At 55.4% G+C, this 18,447-nt stretch carries 18 protein-coding genes; 9 read left to right on the top strand and 9 right to left on the bottom strand.

The window, feature by feature from the left end; genetic code table 11:
- Positions 1 to 9: 9 nt before the first annotated feature.
- Genes mnmG through GOW93_RS06320 form a run of 4 tightly spaced genes read left to right on the top strand, consistent with a single transcriptional unit; the run spans position 10 to position 4,199 of the window.
- The gene (gene mnmG / locus GOW93_RS06335) at positions 10 to 1,878 is read left to right on the top strand and encodes a tRNA uridine-5-carboxymethylaminomethyl(34) synthesis enzyme MnmG (protein WP_170382315.1); all 1,869 of its coding nucleotides are present in this window, start codon (positions 10 to 12) and stop codon (positions 1,876 to 1,878) included.
- Positions 1,875 to 2,489: a 16S rRNA (guanine(527)-N(7))-methyltransferase RsmG gene (gene rsmG / locus GOW93_RS06330; protein WP_170382312.1), complete on the top strand. Its 615-nt coding sequence runs from the start codon at positions 1,875 to 1,877 to the stop codon at positions 2,487 to 2,489. The genes mnmG and rsmG overlap by 4 nt, the downstream gene beginning before the upstream one ends.
- Positions 2,482 to 3,285 (top strand): ParA family protein, encoded by an 804-nt coding sequence (locus GOW93_RS06325; RefSeq protein WP_170382310.1) that lies wholly within the window; start codon positions 2,482 to 2,484, stop codon positions 3,283 to 3,285. Before rsmG ends, GOW93_RS06325 begins: the two co-directional genes overlap by 8 nt.
- 20 nt (positions 3,286 to 3,305) lie before the next feature.
- The gene (locus tag GOW93_RS06320) at positions 3,306 to 4,199 is read left to right on the top strand and encodes a ParB/RepB/Spo0J family partition protein (RefSeq protein ID WP_170382308.1); all 894 of its coding nucleotides are present in this window, start codon (positions 3,306 to 3,308) and stop codon (positions 4,197 to 4,199) included.
- On the opposite strand, the gene GOW93_RS06315 is transcribed toward GOW93_RS06320, so the two are convergent.
- The 4 genes from GOW93_RS06315 to rph are packed head-to-tail and all read right to left on the bottom strand — an operon-like array spanning position 4,189 to position 7,013.
- Entirely contained in the window at positions 4,189 to 4,542 is a 354-nt protein-coding gene (locus GOW93_RS06315) for a YbaN family protein (RefSeq protein ID WP_170382306.1), read from the bottom strand. The two genes, GOW93_RS06320 and GOW93_RS06315, sit on opposite strands and share 11 nt — an antisense overlap.
- 2 nt (positions 4,543 to 4,544) lie before the next feature.
- The gene (hemW, locus tag GOW93_RS06310; protein WP_170382304.1) at positions 4,545 to 5,699 is read right to left on the bottom strand and encodes a radical SAM family heme chaperone HemW; all 1,155 of its coding nucleotides are present in this window, start codon (positions 5,697 to 5,699) and stop codon (positions 4,545 to 4,547) included.
- Positions 5,689 to 6,303 carry an RdgB/HAM1 family non-canonical purine NTP pyrophosphatase gene (gene rdgB / locus GOW93_RS06305; RefSeq protein WP_170382302.1) on the bottom strand — a complete coding sequence of 205 codons (615 nt, stop codon included), beginning with the start codon at positions 6,301 to 6,303 and terminating at the stop codon, positions 5,689 to 5,691. Before rdgB ends, hemW begins: the two co-directional genes overlap by 11 nt.
- Positions 6,300 to 7,013: a ribonuclease PH gene (gene rph, locus GOW93_RS06300; protein WP_170382300.1), complete on the bottom strand. Its 714-nt coding sequence runs from the start codon at positions 7,011 to 7,013 to the stop codon at positions 6,300 to 6,302. Before rph ends, rdgB begins: the two co-directional genes overlap by 4 nt.
- A gap of 112 nt (positions 7,014 to 7,125) precedes the next feature.
- On the opposite strand from rph, the gene hrcA reads away from it, so the two are divergent.
- Together hrcA and GOW93_RS06290 are read left to right on the top strand one after the other, a co-directional pair.
- On the top strand, positions 7,126 to 8,190 hold the full coding sequence (gene hrcA, locus GOW93_RS06295) for a heat-inducible transcriptional repressor HrcA (protein WP_170382298.1): 1,065 nt from the start codon (positions 7,126 to 7,128) through the stop codon (positions 8,188 to 8,190).
- Between the two features lie 10 nt (positions 8,191 to 8,200).
- Positions 8,201 to 8,764 (top strand): nucleotide exchange factor GrpE, encoded by a 564-nt coding sequence (locus tag GOW93_RS06290; RefSeq protein ID WP_170382296.1) that lies wholly within the window; start codon positions 8,201 to 8,203, stop codon positions 8,762 to 8,764.
- A gap of 58 nt (positions 8,765 to 8,822) precedes the next feature.
- On the opposite strand, the gene mutS is transcribed toward GOW93_RS06290, so the two are convergent.
- Positions 8,823 to 11,438: a DNA mismatch repair protein MutS gene (gene mutS, locus GOW93_RS06285; RefSeq protein ID WP_170382526.1), complete on the bottom strand. Its 2,616-nt coding sequence runs from the start codon at positions 11,436 to 11,438 to the stop codon at positions 8,823 to 8,825.
- A gap of 163 nt (positions 11,439 to 11,601) precedes the next feature.
- Here mutS and GOW93_RS06280 point away from each other — a divergent pair, with 163 nt between their 5' ends.
- Both GOW93_RS06280 and GOW93_RS06275 read left to right on the top strand, forming a co-directional pair.
- Positions 11,602 to 13,857, top strand: coding sequence for an NADP-dependent malic enzyme (locus GOW93_RS06280; RefSeq protein WP_170382294.1), 2,256 nt, complete (start codon positions 11,602 to 11,604; stop codon positions 13,855 to 13,857).
- Positions 13,858 to 13,860: 3 nt separating this feature from the next.
- Positions 13,861 to 14,730, top strand: a complete 870-nt coding sequence (locus GOW93_RS06275) for a ribokinase (RefSeq protein WP_170382292.1) — start codon at positions 13,861 to 13,863, stop codon at positions 14,728 to 14,730.
- On the opposite strand, the gene msrA is transcribed toward GOW93_RS06275, so the two are convergent.
- The 4 genes from msrA to GOW93_RS06255 all read right to left on the bottom strand — a co-directional run bounded on the left by msrA (position 14,727) and on the right by GOW93_RS06255 (position 17,518).
- Positions 14,727 to 15,398, bottom strand: coding sequence for a peptide-methionine (S)-S-oxide reductase MsrA (gene msrA, locus GOW93_RS06270; protein ID WP_170382290.1), 672 nt, complete (start codon positions 15,396 to 15,398; stop codon positions 14,727 to 14,729). The genes GOW93_RS06275 and msrA overlap by 4 nt on opposite strands.
- Before the next feature lie 95 nt (positions 15,399 to 15,493).
- Complete coding sequence (locus GOW93_RS06265; protein WP_170382288.1) at positions 15,494 to 15,775, bottom strand: SCP2 sterol-binding domain-containing protein; 282 nt, start codon at positions 15,773 to 15,775, stop codon at positions 15,494 to 15,496.
- Between the two features lie 79 nt (positions 15,776 to 15,854).
- The gene (locus GOW93_RS06260; RefSeq protein WP_170382525.1) at positions 15,855 to 16,259 is read right to left on the bottom strand and encodes a DUF1810 domain-containing protein; all 405 of its coding nucleotides are present in this window, start codon (positions 16,257 to 16,259) and stop codon (positions 15,855 to 15,857) included.
- Between the two features lie 32 nt (positions 16,260 to 16,291).
- Positions 16,292 to 17,518 (bottom strand): argininosuccinate synthase, encoded by a 1,227-nt coding sequence (locus tag GOW93_RS06255; protein ID WP_170382286.1) that lies wholly within the window; start codon positions 17,516 to 17,518, stop codon positions 16,292 to 16,294.
- Positions 17,519 to 17,659: 141 nt separating this feature from the next.
- Between GOW93_RS06255 and GOW93_RS06250 the strand changes: the two genes are divergently transcribed.
- Positions 17,660 to 18,439, top strand: a complete 780-nt coding sequence (locus tag GOW93_RS06250) for a hypothetical protein (protein ID WP_170382284.1) — start codon at positions 17,660 to 17,662, stop codon at positions 18,437 to 18,439.
- The last annotated feature ends 8 nt before the right edge of the window (positions 18,440 to 18,447 follow it).

Genomic DNA, 18,447 nt, shown 5'->3' with positions numbered 1-18,447 from the left:
GTGTTTCACGTGAAACATTCGAAGTTTGATGTGGTGGTCATTGGGGCTGGCCATGCTGGAACCGAAGCAGCTCATGCGGCTGCCCGGATGGGTGTCGAAACTGCTTTGGTAACCTTGTCAGGGCAGGATATCGGCGTCATGTCTTGTAACCCTGCTATTGGTGGCCTTGGTAAAGGTCATTTGGTGCGTGAAATCGATGCGCTGGATGGCGTCATGGGGCGTGTGGCTGATCAGGCCGGGATTCAGTTTCGCCTTTTGAACCGCCGAAAAGGCCCGGCAGTGCAGGGGCCAAGAACGCAAGCGGACCGAGCGCTGTATCGTGCGGCCATGCAGAAAGAGACGAAGCAGCAAGAGCATCTATCCATTGTTGTAGGAGAAGTTGTCGACTTTCTGATGGATGGCTCGAAGGTTGTTGGAATCAAGCTGGCGGACGGTTCGGAAATTCATGCCGGAGCTGTCATCCTAACATCTGGTACATTTTTGCGGGGCGTCATTCACATTGGAGACGTATCCAAACCCGGTGGCCGGATGGGGGACCGGCCGTCGGTGAAGTTGGCTGAACGTCTGGACAGTTTTGATCTTCCGCTAGGTCGATTGAAAACCGGTACACCACCCCGGCTGGATGGTCGCACAATAGATTGGACAGATCTTGAACGACAGGACGGCGATGAAGATCCCACGCTGTTTTCTTTTCTCTCGACCTCAGTTGTTGCGCCGCAAATTTCTTGCGGAATTACGCATACAAATGCGCGGACGCACGAGATCATCCAAAAAAACCTGTCACAATCAGCAATGTATGGCGGGCATATTGATGGTGTAGGTCCTCGCTATTGCCCATCCATCGAGGATAAAATCGTCCGGTTTTCCGACAAGGAATCGCACCAAATTTTCTTGGAACCCGAAGGAGTTAACGACAACACGATCTATCCAAACGGGATTTCAACGTCTTTGCCGCAAGATGTACAGCAAGATTATGTTCGATCAATCAAGGGATTGGAGAATGCAGTCATATTGCAACCTGGCTATGCCATAGAATACGATTACGTCGATCCACGCGTATTGACGTCATCTTTGTCATTGCCAGAGGCGCCGGGTCTATATCTTGCTGGTCAAATCAACGGAACAACAGGATATGAGGAAGCAGCAGCGCAGGGACTTGTTGCGGGGTTGAACGCTGCTCTAGCCGTTTTGGGACGTGACCCGCTCCATTTCACGCGTGCGGACAGTTATATCGGTGTGATGATTGACGATCTTACTACTCGCGGAGTGGCGGAGCCTTACCGAATGTTTACCTCTCGCGCAGAATTCCGTCTATCGCTGCGAGCAGATAACGCAGATCAAAGGTTAACGCCAATGGGTATTGATATTGGGTGTGTTGGTGATACGCGAAAAATTCACTTCGAAGGGAAAATGGACAAGCTGGAGACAGCTAAGTCTAAATTGACAGATCGCACATTTACACCGAGGGAAATGCGATCAGCAGGCATTAATGTCAACCAAGATGGGAATCGCAGGGACGGAATGGCGATTTTGGCATTTCCAGATGTGTCATTCGAAAACCTTTTGCCACTTGTTCCGGAGCTAGAGGGTATTGAAGCAGATATCCGCCTTCAGGTCGAACGGGACGCGCTATATGCGAACTATATTGCGCGGCAAAAGAAGGATGTTGAAGCTATGAAACGCGATGAATCTTATGAGATTCCGCGAGATTTCGACTATTCAACGTTGGAAGGTCTGTCATCTGAGGTGAAACAGAAGCTATCGACGGCAAGACCGGTAAATATTGCACAGGCAGGGCGCGTAGAAGGTGTAACACCCGCTGCACTGACTTTGTTGCTGGCCAAGTTGCGGCGTGAACAGCGGGTGCGCAAAGTATGAGCTCCGAAGTGCTGAACGGGTTGAATGTTTCACGTGAAACACTCGATCGGCTTGAGGTCTACGTAAATCTGGTGCAGCGATGGAATCCCAAGATAAACTTGGTCTCTAGGAACAGTCTTAATGACATCTGGACCCGGCATATATTGGACTCGGTCCAAGTCTTTCGGTGTGCAGAAGCTTTCCAAACCTGGGTAGACTTAGGAAGTGGAGGAGGCTTTCCAGGGATGGTTTGCGCGATTATGGCCGCTGATGAAGCGCCAGATACACATTTTACATTTGTTGAAAGCGATCAGAGAAAATCGGCGTTTCTACGCACCGTTGCGCGGGAGTGTGGGGCAAAATGTACTGTCGTTTCAAAGCGAATCGAAGACGTAGACCCCTTGAGCGCAGATATCCTGTCAGCGCGCGCGCTAGCTGATTTGAAGATGTTATTGTCCTTTTGCGACAGACATTTAGGAGAACACGGCACGGCGTTGTTGCCTAAAGGCGCAAACTGGAAAAAAGAGCTGGATGACGCACGCGAGGAATGGAAATTCGATTGCGAGCCGATTACAAGTTTAACTGAACCCCAAGCTGTTATCCTAAGGATCAAAGGAGTATCGCGTGGTTGATCTGTCTCGCCCTTCAGGGCCCCGGATAATTGCGGTTGCCAATCAAAAGGGTGGGGTGGGAAAAACTACGACAGCGATTAACCTTGCCGCTGGACTTGCCGAAGCAGGGTGCCGGGTGTTGGTCGTTGATTTGGACCCTCAGGGCAATGCGTCGACAGGATTAGGGGTCGAGGATAGGGATTGGACGACTTATGATCTGATCCTGGATGAAGCACCGCTTGAGGCAGTACTGCAGGAAACGGATATCGAAGGGCTTTTTGTTGTGCCTGCGACCGTTGATTTGAGTTCGGCTGATATTGAACTGATTTCCAATGAAAAACGCAGCTATCTTCTTCATGACGCACTGCGTCAGACGGCTATTGATAAATTCAAGTTGGATTTTATCCTGATTGATTGCCCTCCGTCTCTCAATCTTCTGACTGTGAATGCGATGGTGGCATCGCATTCGGTATTGGTTCCGCTGCAAAGTGAGTTCTTTGCCTTGGAGGGTCTTTCGCAATTGATGCTGACGATCAGAGAAGTTCGTCAAACCGCAAATCCTGACCTCAGAATCGAAGGTGTTGTGCTTACCATGTATGACAACCGCAATAACTTGTCCCGTCAGGTCGAAAAGGATGCACGTGACAATTTGGGTGAGATGGTATTTAAAACCAAAATACCCAGGAATGTGCGGGTCAGCGAAGCGCCGTCTTACGCTTTGCCAGTTCTGCAATATGATTCGGGATCGTTGGGTGCGATGGCGTATCGGCATCTGGCTCGCGAAGTCATTCACAAGAACAAAAATGTCGCCGCCTGAGCGGCAGTGAGGAGGGCTCAGTGACCGCCAAAAAAACTAAACACAGAGGTCTAGGCCGAGGCCTTTCCGCCTTGATGGCTGATGTAACACAAGAAGCAGAAGGTCTGGTCTCATCAGAGCCGCGCCGCCCGGACATGACGGTTCCTATTGAAAAGTTGCGGGCCAACCCAAATCAGCCGCGCCGGACATTTTCGGCTGAACATCTTGATGAGCTCGCCGCGTCTGTTAAGGAAAAAGGTATAATCCAGCCGCTGATCGTACGCGAAATAAGTGGCGGCGAGTATGAAATTGTTGCCGGTGAACGTCGTTGGCGTGCTGCTCAGATGGCGCAGCTGCATGATATCCCGGTTATCGTGCGTGAATTCGACGATACCGAAGTGCTCGAAGTTGCGATTATCGAGAATATTCAGCGTGCAGATCTGAATGCCGTTGAAGAGGCTGCTGGATACAAGCAGCTTATGGACCGTTTCGGGCACACACAGGAAAAGCTGGCTGAAGCTCTTGGGAAAAGCCGCAGCCACATTGCGAATCTATTGCGATTGCTTTCCTTGCCGTTGGACGTTCAGACATTGGTCATTGAGGGCAAGTTGTCAGCGGGTCATGCACGGGCTTTGATAACAGCGGAAAACCCATCAGAATTGGCCAAAATTGTTGTTCGGGATGGCCTTTCGGTGCGTGCGACCGAAGCGTTGGTGAAAAAACAACAAGCAGATCCTGCCAAGGCCGCGCCGCGGTCCAGAAATCTGAATGCTGGCAAGGACGCGGATACGCGTGCATTAGAGAAAGATCTCTCGGCGATTCTGGCTATGAAAGTTGCGATCAACCACAAGGCTGGTACTGAAACTGGGCAGGTGGTTTTGACCTATGAAAATCTGGATCAGTTAGACGATCTTTGTGCCAAGCTCAGCCGTTAGGCCGTGTCCAGATAAAGATCATGACACAGCCTAAAACCACAGCCTGAATAATCAGAACGTGGGAAGGCAGGGCTAGCAGAATGGATAATCCAAACACGGCGGTGACTGAAATGGTGGCCGCCTTTTTTGCGCCCGGTCGAATGACACCAGAGGTTTGCCAATCAACGATCAATGGCCCAAAAGTCTGATGAGTCATCAGCCAGTGATGAAGACGCGAAGAAGAGCGGGCAAAGAAGAAAGCGGCCAACAACAAGAATGGTACAGTCGGCAGAAGAGGTAGAGCAATACCTACCGCTGCAAGCCCAACACAGATCAACCCCAAGGTGGCCCAGACATATTGCATCACTACCCCAACAGTTCCCGGATCACCGCATTAAGAACCGCGCGTCCATTCTTGGTGGCAATAAGACGACCATTTTTCTGTTCTAACATGCCGATTTCCATCAAATCAGACAGCTTTTTCTGCTGTAGAGGCTGATCAGTTAAGGCGTTAAATCTATCAATATCTAGTCCCTCTGTTATCCTCAATCCCATCATAAGGTATTCTACTGCTTGATCTTGCGTTGAGAGAGCTACCCGTTCTTTTTCTCCTGTCCCTTTTCCCACAGCGGTTAGCCATGCGTTCGGGGACAGATAAGTTTCCGTCGCCAGCTTTTGGCCGTTCAGTGTGATCCGTCCATGCGCACCGGGGCCGATTCCGACGTAATCGCCATAGCGCCAATAGATAAGGTTGTGTTGAGATTCGGACCCCGGCCGTGCGTGATTTGAGACCTCATAGGAGGGCAGGCCATGCGCTTCGCAGATTTCCTGTGTGGCCAGATACATATCGGCGGCGCTGTCGTCTTCCGGCAGACCGCGCAGTTTACCGACAGCATAGCGGTCACCAAAGGCGGTGCCGTCCTCGATGGTCAGTTGGTACAGAGACAAATGGTCGACAGCCATCGTCAAAGCTTCGGTCAACTCGGCACGCCAGGCTTCAAGGGTTTGATGCTGCCGGGCGTAAATCAGATCAAAACTGACTCTTTCAAAGCAATTACGGGCGATATTAAATGCACTACGAGCCTCGGCCACCGTGTGAATGCGACCCAAACGGCGGAGATCTTCGTCGTTCAGCGCTTGTATACCCATCGAGATACGGTTCACGCCAGCATCGCGATAAGCCGCGAACCGGCCGGCTTCTACCGAGCCGGGATTGGCCTCGAGCGTAATCTCCATATCGTTGGCTGGTCGCCAGAGGGCGCGGGCCTCGTCGATAACTGCGGCGACGGTGTCGGGATCCATCAGAGACGGCGTTCCGCCACCGAAAAAGATGGTGTTCAAGACACGGTCGGGAGTTTCCAGGGCAGAGCGGCGAAGCTCGCTCAGATACGCATCAAGCCATTGTTTTTGATCAATAGTTTTGGAAACATGGCTGTTGAAATCGCAATAGGGACACTTGGCCTCGCAGAAAGGCCAATGCACGTACAGGCCAAAGCCCCCATTGCGCCAATCATCCGCCAAAACAGCCCTTCACGAACATCTCCACCGCACGACCGCGATGGCTGATCTTGTTCTTTTCCCAGCGATCCATCTCGGCAAAGGTAATGTCATGCCCTTCTGGGACAAACATTGGGTCATAACCGAACCCATCCTTGCCGCGGATTGGCCAGACCAAGTGGCCGGGCGCAACGCCCTCAAACACTTCATCGTGCCCGTCTGGCCAAGCCAGAACCAACGTGCAGCGGAATTGCGCCGCGCGGGGATGTGCGGCGCCTTTTGCCTCAAGCTCTTTGTGGGCCCGGGTCATGGCCATTAGGAAATCGCGGCCATTGCTAGTTTCAGCCCAATCGGCGGTATAGACGCCCGGCGCGCCGTCCAGTGCGTCGATAGTAAGCCCGGAATCGTCCGACAGTGCAGGCAGGCCAGTGGCCTTGGCGGCGGCATGGGCCTTGATTCGCGCGTTGCCAACGAAAGTATCCTCGGTCTCTTCCGGTTCCGGCAGGCTCATTTCACCTGCGCCTATTACAGCTACCCCAAAGGGTTCGAGGAGATGTGCCATCTCCTCAAGTTTGCCTTTGTTATGGGTGGCCACCAGCAGCCTGTCACCGTCGAACTTACGGGTCATGCAGTTGCAGCTTTCTGTGCTGAGGCCAATTCGGCCACGCCTTTTTCCGCCAGATCCATCAGCTGATCCATCTGAGTACGGCTAAAGACCGAACCTTCGGCAGACATCTGTACTTCGATCAGTTTGCCAGAACCTGTCATGATAAAGTTGCCGTCAACACCGGCTTCGCTGTCCTCGGGGTAGTCCAGATCCAGAACTGGTTGACCTGCATAAATTCCGCAGGAAACGGCCGCAACAGGGTCTAACAAAGGGTCAGAGATCACATCACCTGCCTTCATCAGCTTGTTTACGGCCAGACGCAGCGCAACCCAGCCGCCGGTGATCGAAGCACAGCGCGTGCCGCCGTCGGCTTGAATTACATCGCAGTCAACGGTGATTTGGCGTTCACCCAAGGCAACCCGATCCACACCCGCACGAAGTGCGCGGCCAATCAGGCGCTGAATTTCCACAGTGCGACCACCTTGTTTGCCGCTTGCCGCCTCGCGCCGCATCCGGGTGTTGGTTGCGCGGGGCAACATACCGTATTCAGCGGTAACCCAGCCCAGGCCCGATCCTTTGATGAAGGGCGGTACACGATCCTCGATCGTGGCAGTGCACAGCACATGGGTGTCGCCCATTTTGATCAGGCAGGAACCTTCGGCATGTTTGGTGAACCCCGTTTCGATTGAAACGGCGCGCATTTCGCTTAAATCTCGTCCTGAGGGTCGCATGGAAAATCCTTTGTTTGCTGGGTTGGGGATAACGCCCCCTTGGCTTACGATGCAACCCCGATTGACCTTTCGCACACCTGCGATTTAATGACGACCCAGCAGGGGACCGCCGATGAGCGCAGCGAGCAAAATTCTGGACGAGATGAGTGACCGGTCGCGTGAGGTGTTCCGGTTGATCGTCGAGAGCTATTTGGACAGTGGCGAGCCCGTTGGCAGCCGCACATTGACTCGCACACTTTCAGAAAAAGTCAGCGCCGCGACCGTGCGCAATGTGATGCAGGATCTGGAGTTTCTGGGCCTGCTAGACAGTCCGCATGTCAGTGCAGGTCGGATACCGACGCAGCAAGGTTTGCGCATGTTCGTGGACGGCTTGCTTGAAGTTGGTGATTTGGGGGCCGATGATCGGCAGAAACTGGACGAGACATTAGGCTCTAACGCAGGCGATGTGGGCGGAATGCTAGATCGGGTCGGCTCGGCCCTGTCACACGTGACACATGGTGCGTCGCTGGTGCTGACGCCCAAGCATGAGGCCGAAATCAAGCATATCGAGTTTGTTTCGCTGGCACATGATCGTGCGTTGGTGGTTCTGGTGTTTTCGGATGGTCAAGTGGAGAACCGACTGTTCACACCGCCGCCCGGACAGACGCCCAGTTCGATGCGCGAGGCGGCGAATTTCCTGAACGCACTGATCGAGGGTCGCACGTTGAGCGAGGTGCGCCGCCAGTTGCAAAGCCAGATCGCCGCCCGCAAACAAGAGATAGACGTATTGGCGCGCGAAATGGTCGAAAGCGGCATGGCCGCTTGGGACGGCGACGGGAGCGACTCGGCCCGGTTGATCGTGCGGGGGCGGGCGAATCTGCTAGGTGAGACCGGTCAGGAAGAGGAATTAGACCGAATCCGCACCTTGTTTGATGATCTGGAACGCAAACGTGACATCGCCGAATTCCTTGAATTGACCGAAGAAGGCGAGGGTGTGCGCATTTTTATCGGGTCTGAGAACAAACTTTTCTCACTTTCGGGTTCCTCTTTGGTGGTGTCTCCATATATGAACGCTGATCGAAAGATAATCGGTGCGGTCGGGGTCATCGGACCCACGCGTCTGAATTATGGACGGATCGTGCCGATCGTGGATTATACGGCGCAACTGGTCGGCAAGCTGATATCCGACCGGAGCTAGAGGGTAAGAGATGGCAGAGCCCAAGAACGAAGATTTTCTGGATGATATCGCAACCGCTGAAGCGGAAGAGTTGGCCGAAGAATTTGCTGAGATCAGCGAAGAAGCGTTGGAAATAGACGCGCTGCGTGCTGAGAGGGACGACTTCAAGGACAAATTCATGCGCGCGTTGGCGGATGCAGAAAACGCGCGCAAACGCGGTGACAAGGCGCGTCGTGACGCGGAACAATACGGTGGGTCGAAACTCGCCCGCGACATGCTGCCGGTTTATGACAACATGAAACGCGCGCTTGAGGCCGCGACCGATGAGCAGAAAGAAGTTGCCGCCGGTCTGCTGGAAGGTGTTGAACTGACCATGCGCGCGCTGAAGGACGTGTTCCAGAAGCACGGGATTCAGGTAATCACCCCCGAGGTTGGTGATCGGTTTGATCCGAACATTCATGAAGCGATGTTCGAAGCGCCTGTACCGGGCACTCGTGCCGGTGACATCATTCAGGTCTCGGCTGAAGGGTTCATGCTACATGACCGTTTGCTGCGTCCGGCGCAGGTTGGTGTGTCGTCAATGCCTGCTAACTGATTGGCTTAAAAGAAGCCAAGCCTTCGGCGAGAGTATTTTTGAAAAGATGAAGAGGCGGTCAGGAATTGGCCGCCTCTTTCAATTTGTAGATCAGGTCCAGGGCCTCGCGCGGAGTGAGTTCGTCGGGCAGTACATCATTCAACATATCCGTAACTGGTGACGCTTTGGGTGCTGGGGGGGGAGGCGGAGCAGCAGCAGAGAACAGCGGCAGATCATCGATCAATGCCTTTTGCTTACCACCTTCACGTTCTGTCTTTTCCAACTGCTCTAGCACCACGCGGGCGCGGTCGACAACTGATGTGGGCAGGCCCGCAAGTTGGGCGACTTGCACGCCGTAAGACCTGTCGGCAGCGCCCTTATGGACCTCATGCAGGAAGATCACCTCACCCTCCCACTCCTTGACGGCGACGGTGGCGTTGTCGACACCTTCCAGCTTTCCGGCCACAGCGGTCAGTTCATGGTAGTGGGTGGCGAATAAGGCGCGGCACTGGTTGGTGGCATGCAGATGTTCCAGCGTAGCCCAGGCGATCGACAGACCGTCATAGGTGGCGGTGCCACGGCCAATCTCGTCGAGGATGACCAGCGCGCGGTCGTCGGCCTGGTTCAGGATGGCGGCGGTTTCGACCATCTCGACCATGAAGGTCGAACGACCCCTCGCCAGATCGTCGGAGGCTCCGACACGGCTGAACAGTTGGCTGACCATGCCAATATGCGCCTGTTCGGCGGGGACATAGCTGCCCATTTGGGCCAGCAGGGCGATCAACGCGTTCTGGCGCAGGAAGGTCGATTTACCAGCCATGTTGGGACCAGTCAGCAGCCAGATGGCAGCTCCGTTTTCTGCGCTGAGGCCGCAATCATTGGCGATGAAGGCATCGCCGCTTTGTTGGCGCAGGGCGTGCTCGACAACCGGGTGGCGGCCGCCTTGCACATCAAAGGCACGGGAGGTGTCGACTTGCGGGCGGCACCAGTTTTCTCCACGCGCGAGATCGGCCAGGGCCGTGGTCAGGTCGAGTTCAGCCAGCCCTCGGGCGGCCTGGTTCAGGCGCGCGGCGAGGGTCAGAATCTCTTCAGATAGCCTTTGATAGAGCCGCTTTTCGACATCAAGCGCCAGATTGCCTGCGTTCAGGATGCGGGTTTCAATCTCGGACAGTTCTACGGTTGTAAACCGTACCTGGTTGGCTGTGGTTTGGCGGTGGATATAGGTTTCACTGAACGGCGGGTTCAACATTTTCTCGGCATGCGTGGCCGTGGTTTCAATAAAATAGCCGAGCACGTTGTTGTGCTTGATCTTCAACGAGGTGATGCCGGTGTGTTCCGCGTATTTTTGTTGGAACCCGGCAATAACTGAGCGGCCTTCGTCGCGCAAGGTGCGGGCTTCGTCCAGTTCGGAATCGAAGCCGGGCGCAATGAAGCCGCCGTCGCGGGCCAACAGCGGGGGCTCAGCCACCAAGGCTTCGTCTAGCAGGGCAAGCAGGTCGTCAAAGCCGACAAGGTTTTGCACCGCGGTCGCCAGAAGGACCGGCAGGTCTTGCTCTGCACAGATTTCGGCGATTGACGCAGCTTGCGTCAGCCCGTTGCGGATAGCGGCCAGATCGCGCGGGCCGCCACGTTCCAGCGACAAGCGGGACAACGCACGGTCGAGATCAGGGGTTTTGCGCAGCGCTTCGCGCAAGTCTGATGCGATCAGGCTTTCCTCAGCTGCGAATGACACGGCGTCGAGCCGTGCATGGACCACATCCAGATTGCGCGAGGGGCTGGAGAGGCGTTGTTCCAGCAGCCGCGCGCCGCCAGGGGTCACGGTGCGGTCGATTACGGACAACAGCGATCCGGCGCGACCACCGGACAAGGACCGGGTCAGTTCCAGATTGCGGCGCGTGGCGGCGTCGATCTGGACCACGCGGTCCTCGGATTCTTTTAGCGGCGTTTGCAGGAGCGGAAGTTTGCCCTTCTGTGTGATCTCTAGATAGTCGATCAACGCGCCCATGGCCGAAACTTCTGCGCGACCAAAGCTCCCGAAAGCATCCAGTGCACCCACGTGAAACAAACCGCAAATGCGCTTCTCTGCCGCAGTGCTGTCGAAACTGGCGCGCCCGATGGGGGTCAGCGAAATCCCTAGATCGCGGACCGTTTCGTACAATGGCTGCTCCGACCCGTCAGCCACGATCAGTTCGGAGGGGGCCAAGCGTGCCAACTCGGGGCTGAGCCTCACGGAGGTCAACGGCATCACGTGAAAGGCGCCGGTTGAAATATCGGCCCAGGCCAGCGCGGCCTCATCCCGTACCTCGGCATAGGCTGCGAGAAAGTTGTGGCGGCGGGCTTCAAGCAGCGCGTCTTCGGTCAGCGTGCCGGGTGTCACCAGACGCACGACATCGCGCTTTACCACCGATTTAGAGCCTCTTTTCTTCGCCTCAGCCGGGCTTTCCATCTGTTCGCAGACGGCCACGCGAAAGCCTTTGCGGATTAAAGTCAGCAGGTAACCTTCAGCCGCATGAACCGGGACGCCGCACATGGGAATATCGGTGCCGTTATGCTTGCCACGTTTGGTCAGGGCGATGTCCAGTGCCTCGGCGGCGTTGACGGCGTCTTGGAAGAACATCTCGTAAAAGTCACCCATGCGGTAAAACAGCAGGGCGTCGGCATGCGCCTCTTTGATTTCGAGATATTGCGCCATCATCGGCGTGACTGTGGACAAAGGTGGCCCCCTTCTGGCGTGTTCCGGACGCGACCTTACAAATCCCGCATCTTCTGTAAAAGCCGAAAACTCATTCTCGTTGAGGCGCGCGTTCACCTGCGCTATGAGGCGACAGCCCAACAGATGTAAAGAAACGACATATCCGATGCCTAAAGCGAAGATCACCAAAGAAGAGGCGCTGGCCTTTCACCTCGACCCGACCCCCGGCAAGTGGGAGGTGCAGGCCACCGTTCCCATGACCACACAGCGCGATCTGTCGCTGGCTTACAGCCCCGGTGTGGCTGTTCCATGTGAAGCAATCGCCGAAGCACCCGAAACCGCGTATGACTATACCAACAAGGGTAATCTGGTCGCTGTGATCTCAAACGGGACGGCTGTTCTGGGTCTTGGAAACCTCGGCGCGTTGGGGTCGAAACCGGTGATGGAGGGGAAATCTGTCCTTTTCAAACGGTTCGCCGATGTGAACTCGATTGACATCGAATTGGATACTGAAGACCCGGATGAATTCTGCCGCGCCGTGCGGCTGATGGGGCCGACTTTTGGCGGCATCAATCTCGAAGACATCAAGGCGCCCGAGTGTTTCATCATCGAACAGCGCCTGAAGGAAGAGATGGATATCCCTGTCTTCCACGACGACCAGCACGGGACAGCGGTGATCTGTGCGGCGGGTCTGCTGAACGCGCTGCATATCTCTGGCAAGAAGATCGAGGATGTGAAGATCGTTCTGAACGGCGCGGGCGCTGCGGGTATTGCCTGTATCGAGCTGCTTAAGTCGATGGGGGCCAAGCACGAAAATTGTATCGTCTGTGACACCAAGGGCGTGATCTATCAGGGCCGCACCGAGGGGATGAACCAGTGGAAATCGGCCCACGCCATCACTACCGACCTGCGCACGCTGGAAGACGCCATGAAAGGCGCGGACGTATTCTTGGGTGTATCGGTCAAAGGGGCCGTGACGCAGGATATGGTTGCCAGCATGGCCGATAATCCGGTGATCTTTGCGATGGCAAACCCAGATCCTGAAATTACGCCGGAAGAGGCACATGAGGTCCGCGTGGATGCTATCGTCGCCACCGGGCGCAGCGACTATCCCAACCAGGTGAACAACGTTCTGGGCTTCCCATACCTGTTCCGCGGCGCGCTGGATATTCACGCCCGCGCCATCAATGACGAAATGAAGATTGCCTGCGCCCACGCGCTGGCCCGTCTGGCGCGTGAGGACGTGCCGGATGAGGTCGCCATGGCCTACGGCAAATCGCTGACTTTTGGTCGTGACTACATCATTCCTACACCGTTTGACCCGCGCTTGATTCACCGCATCCCGCCCGCCGTGGCAAAGGCAGGTATGGATACCGGAGCAGCGCGGCGTCCGATCATCGACATGGAAGCCTATGAGCTGAGCCTCAAATCCCGCATGGACCCGACTGCCTCCATCCTGCGCGGTCTGAATGCTCGTGCGCGCCAGGCGCAAAGCCGGATGATCTTTGCCGAGGGTGACGATCCCCGTGTGTTGCGTGCGGCGGTGATGTATCAACGCTCGGGTTTTGGCAAAGCGTTGGTTGTAGGTCGGCCCGATGACGTAAAGCAAAAGCTGGAAGAGGCCGGTCTGGGCGATGCGGTGCGCGAACTGGAGGTGGTGAATGCCGCCAATACCACGCATCTCGAGACTTATTCGGATTTCCTGTACCAGCGACTGCAGCGTAAGGGTTTTGACAGCAAGGACATTCACCGCCTCGCGGCTCGTGATCGGCATGTATTCTCGTCTCTGATGCTGGCGCATGGGCATGGCGACGGTCTAGTCACCGGGGCCACGCGCAAATCGGCGCATGTTCTGGACCGCATCAATCACGTATTTGATGCCGATGCCTCGCACGGGGCGGCGGGTGTGACAGCTTTGTTGCACAAAGGTCGGATTGTGCTGATTGGCGATACGTTGGTGCATGAATGGCCGGATGAGAACGATCTGGCCAATATCGCCGAGCGTTCGGCCGCCGTTGCGCGTCACATGGGGCTTGAGCCACGCGTAGCTTTCGTCAGTTTCTCGACCTTCGGTTATCCGGTGTCGGAACGGGCGGAGAAGATGCACCGCGCGCCTGCGGTTCTGGACCAGCGCGGTGTGAACTTTGAGTATGAGGGCGAAATGACCGTGGATGTGGCCCTGAACGTAGATCAGCAGGCAGGCTATCCGTTCCAGCGTCTGACTGGTCCTGCAAATATCCTGATCGTGCCAGCACGCCATTCGGCGTCGATCTCGACCAAGCTGATGCAGGAAATGGGCGGTGCTACCGTTATCGGCCCGATCCTTTCGGGCGTCGATAAACCCATTCAGATCTGTTCGACCGTGTCGACGGCAAATGACATCCTGAACATGGCCATTCTGGCCTCCTGCGATATCGGGTAAGCCATGACGATCTGGAATCTCGGCTCGATCAATGCGGACATGATCTATGATGTACCGCACCTGCCCGGGCCGGGAGAGACGCTTTCGGCCAACCGTCTGGATCAGTTTCTGGGCGGTAAGGGGGCCAATATGTCGGTGGCTTCGGCGCGGGCGGGCGCGCGGACGGCACATATCGGTGCTGTGGGGCCTGATGGGCGCTGGGCGCGGGATCGTCTGACCGAATATGGTGTGGATACGCGTCATATTGCTGTGGCCGAGGTTCCCACAGGCCACGCCATCATTGCAGTCGACGCTGAGGGTGAGAATAACATCATCCTGTTTCAGGGCGCGAACCATGCGATCTCGCAGGATCAGCTGGGGCAGGCCCTGTCATCCGCCGAACCGGGCGATCTTCTGGTGATGCAGAACGAAACCAACTTGCAGGTCGAAGCTGCAAAGATGGGGCGTGAACTTGGCCTGACCGTCTGTTATGCCGCTGCACCATTTCAAGCTGATGCGGTGCAGGCTGTGCTGCCTTACCTGGATTTCCTGATCCTGAACGAAATCGAAGCAGAACAGTTGCAACAGGCAACTGGTCAGACGGTGTCTGACCTGACCGTGCAGCACGTGATCGTCACGTTGGGGTCACAAGGTGCGCGGTATTTCCACAATGGCGCGGATTCTGACTTTCCGGCGCACAAGGTGCAGGCTGTAGATACCACCGGCGCGGGGGATACCTTTACCGGATATGTTCTGGCTGGGATGGACCGAGGCATGCCAATGGCGCAGGCGATCACCCAGGCAAATCGTGCCGCGGCCCTGATGGTCACGCGGCACGGGACGGCGGATGTTATTCCAGATCTTAAAGAGGTGCGCGAGGCGCAGTTGGGTTAAGACCCGGCAAAGGGAGCTTCACTTCCCCACAATTGCTTGACCCGGGCGTCGCGACCGCAGGCCTTGCGATAGGCTTTGTACGCGCTGGCCTGCCGTTTTGGGCCAAAGCGGGTGAAAACCAGTTTGGTGCCTTTGTAATAGTCCTGATGGTAGGCCTCAGCTGGATAAAACGCGCCTTCTTGCAGGATTGGGGTCACAATTTTCTGACCCAGCGCATTTTGAGCATTGGATTTGGCTTGTTCAGCAAGCGCCTTTTCTCCTGTGTTAGAGACGAAAATAGCTGTTCGGTAGCTATCCCCCCGGTCACAGAACTGACCACCTGCGTCGGTAGGATCGACTGATCGGAAGAACATGTTCAGCAGGGTTTCACGGGAAACGCGGGACGGGTCAAATGTGATCTGAACCGCTTCATAGTGGCCAGTGCCGCCTTTGGTGACCTGACTGTAACTCGGGTTGGCGGATGTACCACCGGTAAAACCCGAAACGGCACCGATCACGCCCGGAACGGATTCGAAATCGGATTCGACGCACCAGAAACAACCCCCGGCAACCGTCAAGGTTTCGGTCTCGGCCGCAGGTGCCGGAGCGGCCCGCAACAGTGTCGTCAGCGCCATTAGCGAAAAAAGAAGGGTTGGTTTGAGAAAGTCGAGATAGGCGATGCGGGTCATGGCAGGTCTCCTTTCAGGATCAGGTTGCCCTGACTTATGTACTGGCGCAATCTGCCGACATGGTTTGTCACGGGGTGGTGAGACGATTTTATCGCCTAACCCAGCAATTGCCCCAACTTCATTGCCACGCCCATATTGCCCGAGATTTTGAGTTTGCCTAACGCCACGCCGGTCATCGGGTTCAGCTTGCCGGTCAGTAATTTGGCCAGATTGTCTTGCGAAATCCGAATAGTGCAATCGGTGTCGCGATCTTGCGTGGTGGCCTGATTGTCAGCCAAAACGATAACGCCATCCTCGCCGCAATCGAATTTGAGTGAGCCTTCAAAGCTTTTGCCATTCAAACCTTGTTGAATCCCATTGGCGATGTCCTGAAGCATTCTCGTCCCCTTCACAATTTGCGTATGCGTAAAGAGAAGGGGCGTTCTTGTGCAAGGATGACCCAACTGGACTCTGCGTTTACGACATCTGCAAGATCTGCAGAGTCCGCTCACAGGGTTGCCCTGCATAGAAGGCATCAAGCACAGCCTGAAACTCGGGTGGGGCTCCGGGGACGGATGAAAACAACGTCATAGAGGACCGTAGTTTTTTTGCGTCGATCCCACCCAGAATGTCGCTGGCATCGCGTCCTTTGTGCTGCAACATCAGCCCTGCAACCTTGGTCAGGCGTTGGCGGAGGTCCGTGTGGTCCAGATAGGCCGTAGCTTCGTCAAGATCCTCGATCCCGTAAAGCTGCGCCATATGAGATCGGCCAAGTTCGGCTAGTTGCGGAAACACGAACCACATCCAGTGGCTGGTTTTCTGCCCGTGTTCCAATTCGCGCAGGACGTCGGACCAGACCGCGTCCTGCGCCTCGATGAACATATCGAGCTCGTCGTTGAGATCGTCGTCGTCGATCACTTGGACAAGCGCTTGTCCCGCGCCGCCAGCAGCTTCAGGCGCAGGGCGTTCAGTTGGATGAAGCCTGCCGCGTCGGTCTGATCGTAGGCACCGGCGTCTTCCTCAAAGGTCACATGCGCCTCGGAATACAGCGAGTGATCCGACCAGCGGCCCACGGTCGAGGCCAGACCTTTGTACAGCTTCACGCGAACAGTACCGGTCACATGCTCCTGAGACTTGTCGATGGCGGCCTGCAGCATTTCGCGTTCAGGCGAGTACCAGAAGCCGTTATAGATCAGCTCGGCATATTGCGGCATCAGCTGGTCTTTTAGGTGCATCGCGCCACGGTCCATTGTGATGGATTCGATACCACGGTGCGCTTCCAGCAGAATGGTGCCGCCGGGCGTTTCGTAGATGCCGCGCGATTTCATGCCGACAAAGCGACCTTCGACCAGATCAAGACGGCCAATGCCGTGCTTGCCGCCATATTCGTTCAGCTTGGTCAGGATGGTCGCGGGGCTCATCGCCTCGCCATTGATGCTGACCGCGTCGCCTTTTTCAAAGCCGATCTCGATGAATTCCGGCTCGTTCGGCGCGTCCTCGGGGTGGACGGTGCGCTGATAGACGTAGTCGGGCGCCATATCTGCGGGGTCTTCCAGAACCTTGCCCTCGGACGAGGTGTGCAGCAGGTTGGCATCGACCGAGAACGGAGCTTCTCCGCGCTTGTCCTTGGCAATCGGAATCTGGTTCGCTTCGGCAAATTCCAGCAGCTTGGTGCGGCTGGTCAGGTCCCACTCACGCCACGGCGCAATCACCTTGATGTCGGGGTTCAGTGCATACGCGGCCAGCTCAAAACGGACCTGATCGTTGCCTTTGCCAGTCGCACCGTGGGCCACAGCGTCAGCACCGGTTTCCTTGGCAATTTCAACCAGACGTTTCGAGATCAGCGGACGCGCGATCGACGTGCCCAGCAGGTACAGACCTTCGTAAACGGCATTGGCGCGGAACATGGGGAAGACGAAATCGCGAACGAATTCTTCGCGGATGTCCTCGATATAGATGTTTTCGGGTTTGATCCCCAGCAGCTCAGCCTTTTTGCGGGCGGGCTCCAGTTCCTCACCCTGACCCAGATCGGCGGTGAAGGTTACCACCTCACAGCCATACTCGGTCTGCAACCATTTCAGGATGATCGAGGTATCAAGGCCACCGGAATAGGCCAGAACAACTTTCTTGGGCGCGGACATCTGACTTCCCCTTATGCGTAGAACGCTTGGCCCCTAACGGGTTTTGAACGTGGGAGCAAGTTGTCTGAGTTGACGCAGGGTGGGAATTGGGGTGAAACAGGCGGAAAGCGTACAAGTATTGGTTGAGAGGGTAGCATTAGGATGTTGGGTTGGCAGATTTTTGTCCATTCGGTGCGGATGGTTATTCGAAATTGGCGCCAAGCTCTCCGGATTGGGTTAATACCCTCCACACTGATTGCAGTGCTCACATTCATCTTTCATGGTTCGCAAGCGATTGGTTCTACAAATCAGTCTTGGTTCGCGTGGTTTGAATCGATGAGTAGTGCTGGGCAAGCCGGGTTTGCCCTAGTCGTTGTTGGAAATCTTTTTGTTATTCTCTGGGTTTTTGTGGCTTGGCATAGATTTGTGCTGCTGGAAGAGTATCCAAATGGTTGGATTCCGCCTTTGCACGCCATGTATTTAGGTCAATATCTGAAACAGGGCGTAAAAGTTTTAGCCGTTGCTTTTGTCGTGTCTTTTTTGATCAGTTTCGTTTGCCTGCTGGTATTGGTTTTCTTGACGAGCGCATCTTCACTTCCGCGCGGAGTTTTGAACCTACCGCCGCTTGTTTCGTCCTTTATTTCCTTTTTCGTTGTCTTTCGCTTGGGGATAACCTTTCCGGCAACCGCCATTGGTCAGACTTTGAGTATGAAGAACGCATATTATTTTACCAAAGGTAAAGCCGGGTCATTGCTTTTTCTTGCTATTGTACAATTGACTGGTATTTTTCTTGCCGAAGTTATCATCGGTGTGGTCGCAAGTTTTCTTCCGATGCTTTCTTTGGCCGCTGATGTAGTATTTCATCTGTTTTTTTCGCTTGTGCATGTAAGTGTATGGACCACCATGTACGGCGTCTTCGTTGAAAAACGCGAACTCGCCTGACCTGCGTA

This window comes from Ruegeria atlantica (assembly GCF_013032455.1).
Lineage (GTDB): Bacteria > Pseudomonadota > Alphaproteobacteria > Rhodobacterales > Rhodobacteraceae > Ruegeria > Ruegeria atlantica_B.
Note: the sequence above shows the minus strand (reverse complement) of the source record. Positions and strands in the feature narration are given on the sequence as shown.

Bases quoted from the DNA above. Each gene is read 5' to 3' on its own strand.
- rsmG (WP_170382312.1), top strand. From the start codon at position 1,875: ATGAGCTCCGAAGTGCTGAACGGGTTGAATGTTTCACGTGAAACACTC.
- GOW93_RS06315 (WP_170382306.1), bottom strand. From the start codon at position 4,542: ATGCAATATGTCTGGGCCACCTTGGGGTTGATCTGTGTTGGGCTTGCA.
- rdgB (WP_170382302.1), bottom strand. From the start codon at position 6,303: ATGACCCGTAAGTTCGACGGTGACAGGCTGCTGGTGGCCACCCATAAC.
- rph (WP_170382300.1), bottom strand. From the start codon at position 7,013: ATGCGACCCTCAGGACGAGATTTAAGCGAAATGCGCGCCGTTTCAATC.
- hrcA (WP_170382298.1), top strand. From the start codon at position 7,126: ATGAGCGCAGCGAGCAAAATTCTGGACGAGATGAGTGACCGGTCGCGT.
- GOW93_RS06290 (WP_170382296.1), top strand. From the start codon at position 8,201: ATGGCAGAGCCCAAGAACGAAGATTTTCTGGATGATATCGCAACCGCT.
- mutS (WP_170382526.1), bottom strand. From the start codon at position 11,438: ATGATGGCGCAATATCTCGAAATCAAAGAGGCGCATGCCGACGCCCTG.
- GOW93_RS06280 (WP_170382294.1), top strand. From the start codon at position 11,602: ATGCCTAAAGCGAAGATCACCAAAGAAGAGGCGCTGGCCTTTCACCTC.
- GOW93_RS06275 (WP_170382292.1), top strand. From the start codon at position 13,861: ATGACGATCTGGAATCTCGGCTCGATCAATGCGGACATGATCTATGAT.
- msrA (WP_170382290.1), bottom strand. From the start codon at position 15,398: ATGACCCGCATCGCCTATCTCGACTTTCTCAAACCAACCCTTCTTTTT.
- GOW93_RS06265 (WP_170382288.1), bottom strand. From the start codon at position 15,775: ATGCTTCAGGACATCGCCAATGGGATTCAACAAGGTTTGAATGGCAAA.
- GOW93_RS06260 (WP_170382525.1), bottom strand. From the start codon at position 16,259: ATGTTCATCGAGGCGCAGGACGCGGTCTGGTCCGACGTCCTGCGCGAA.
- GOW93_RS06255 (WP_170382286.1), bottom strand. From the start codon at position 17,518: ATGTCCGCGCCCAAGAAAGTTGTTCTGGCCTATTCCGGTGGCCTTGAT.
- GOW93_RS06250 (WP_170382284.1), top strand. From the start codon at position 17,660: ATGTTGGGTTGGCAGATTTTTGTCCATTCGGTGCGGATGGTTATTCGA.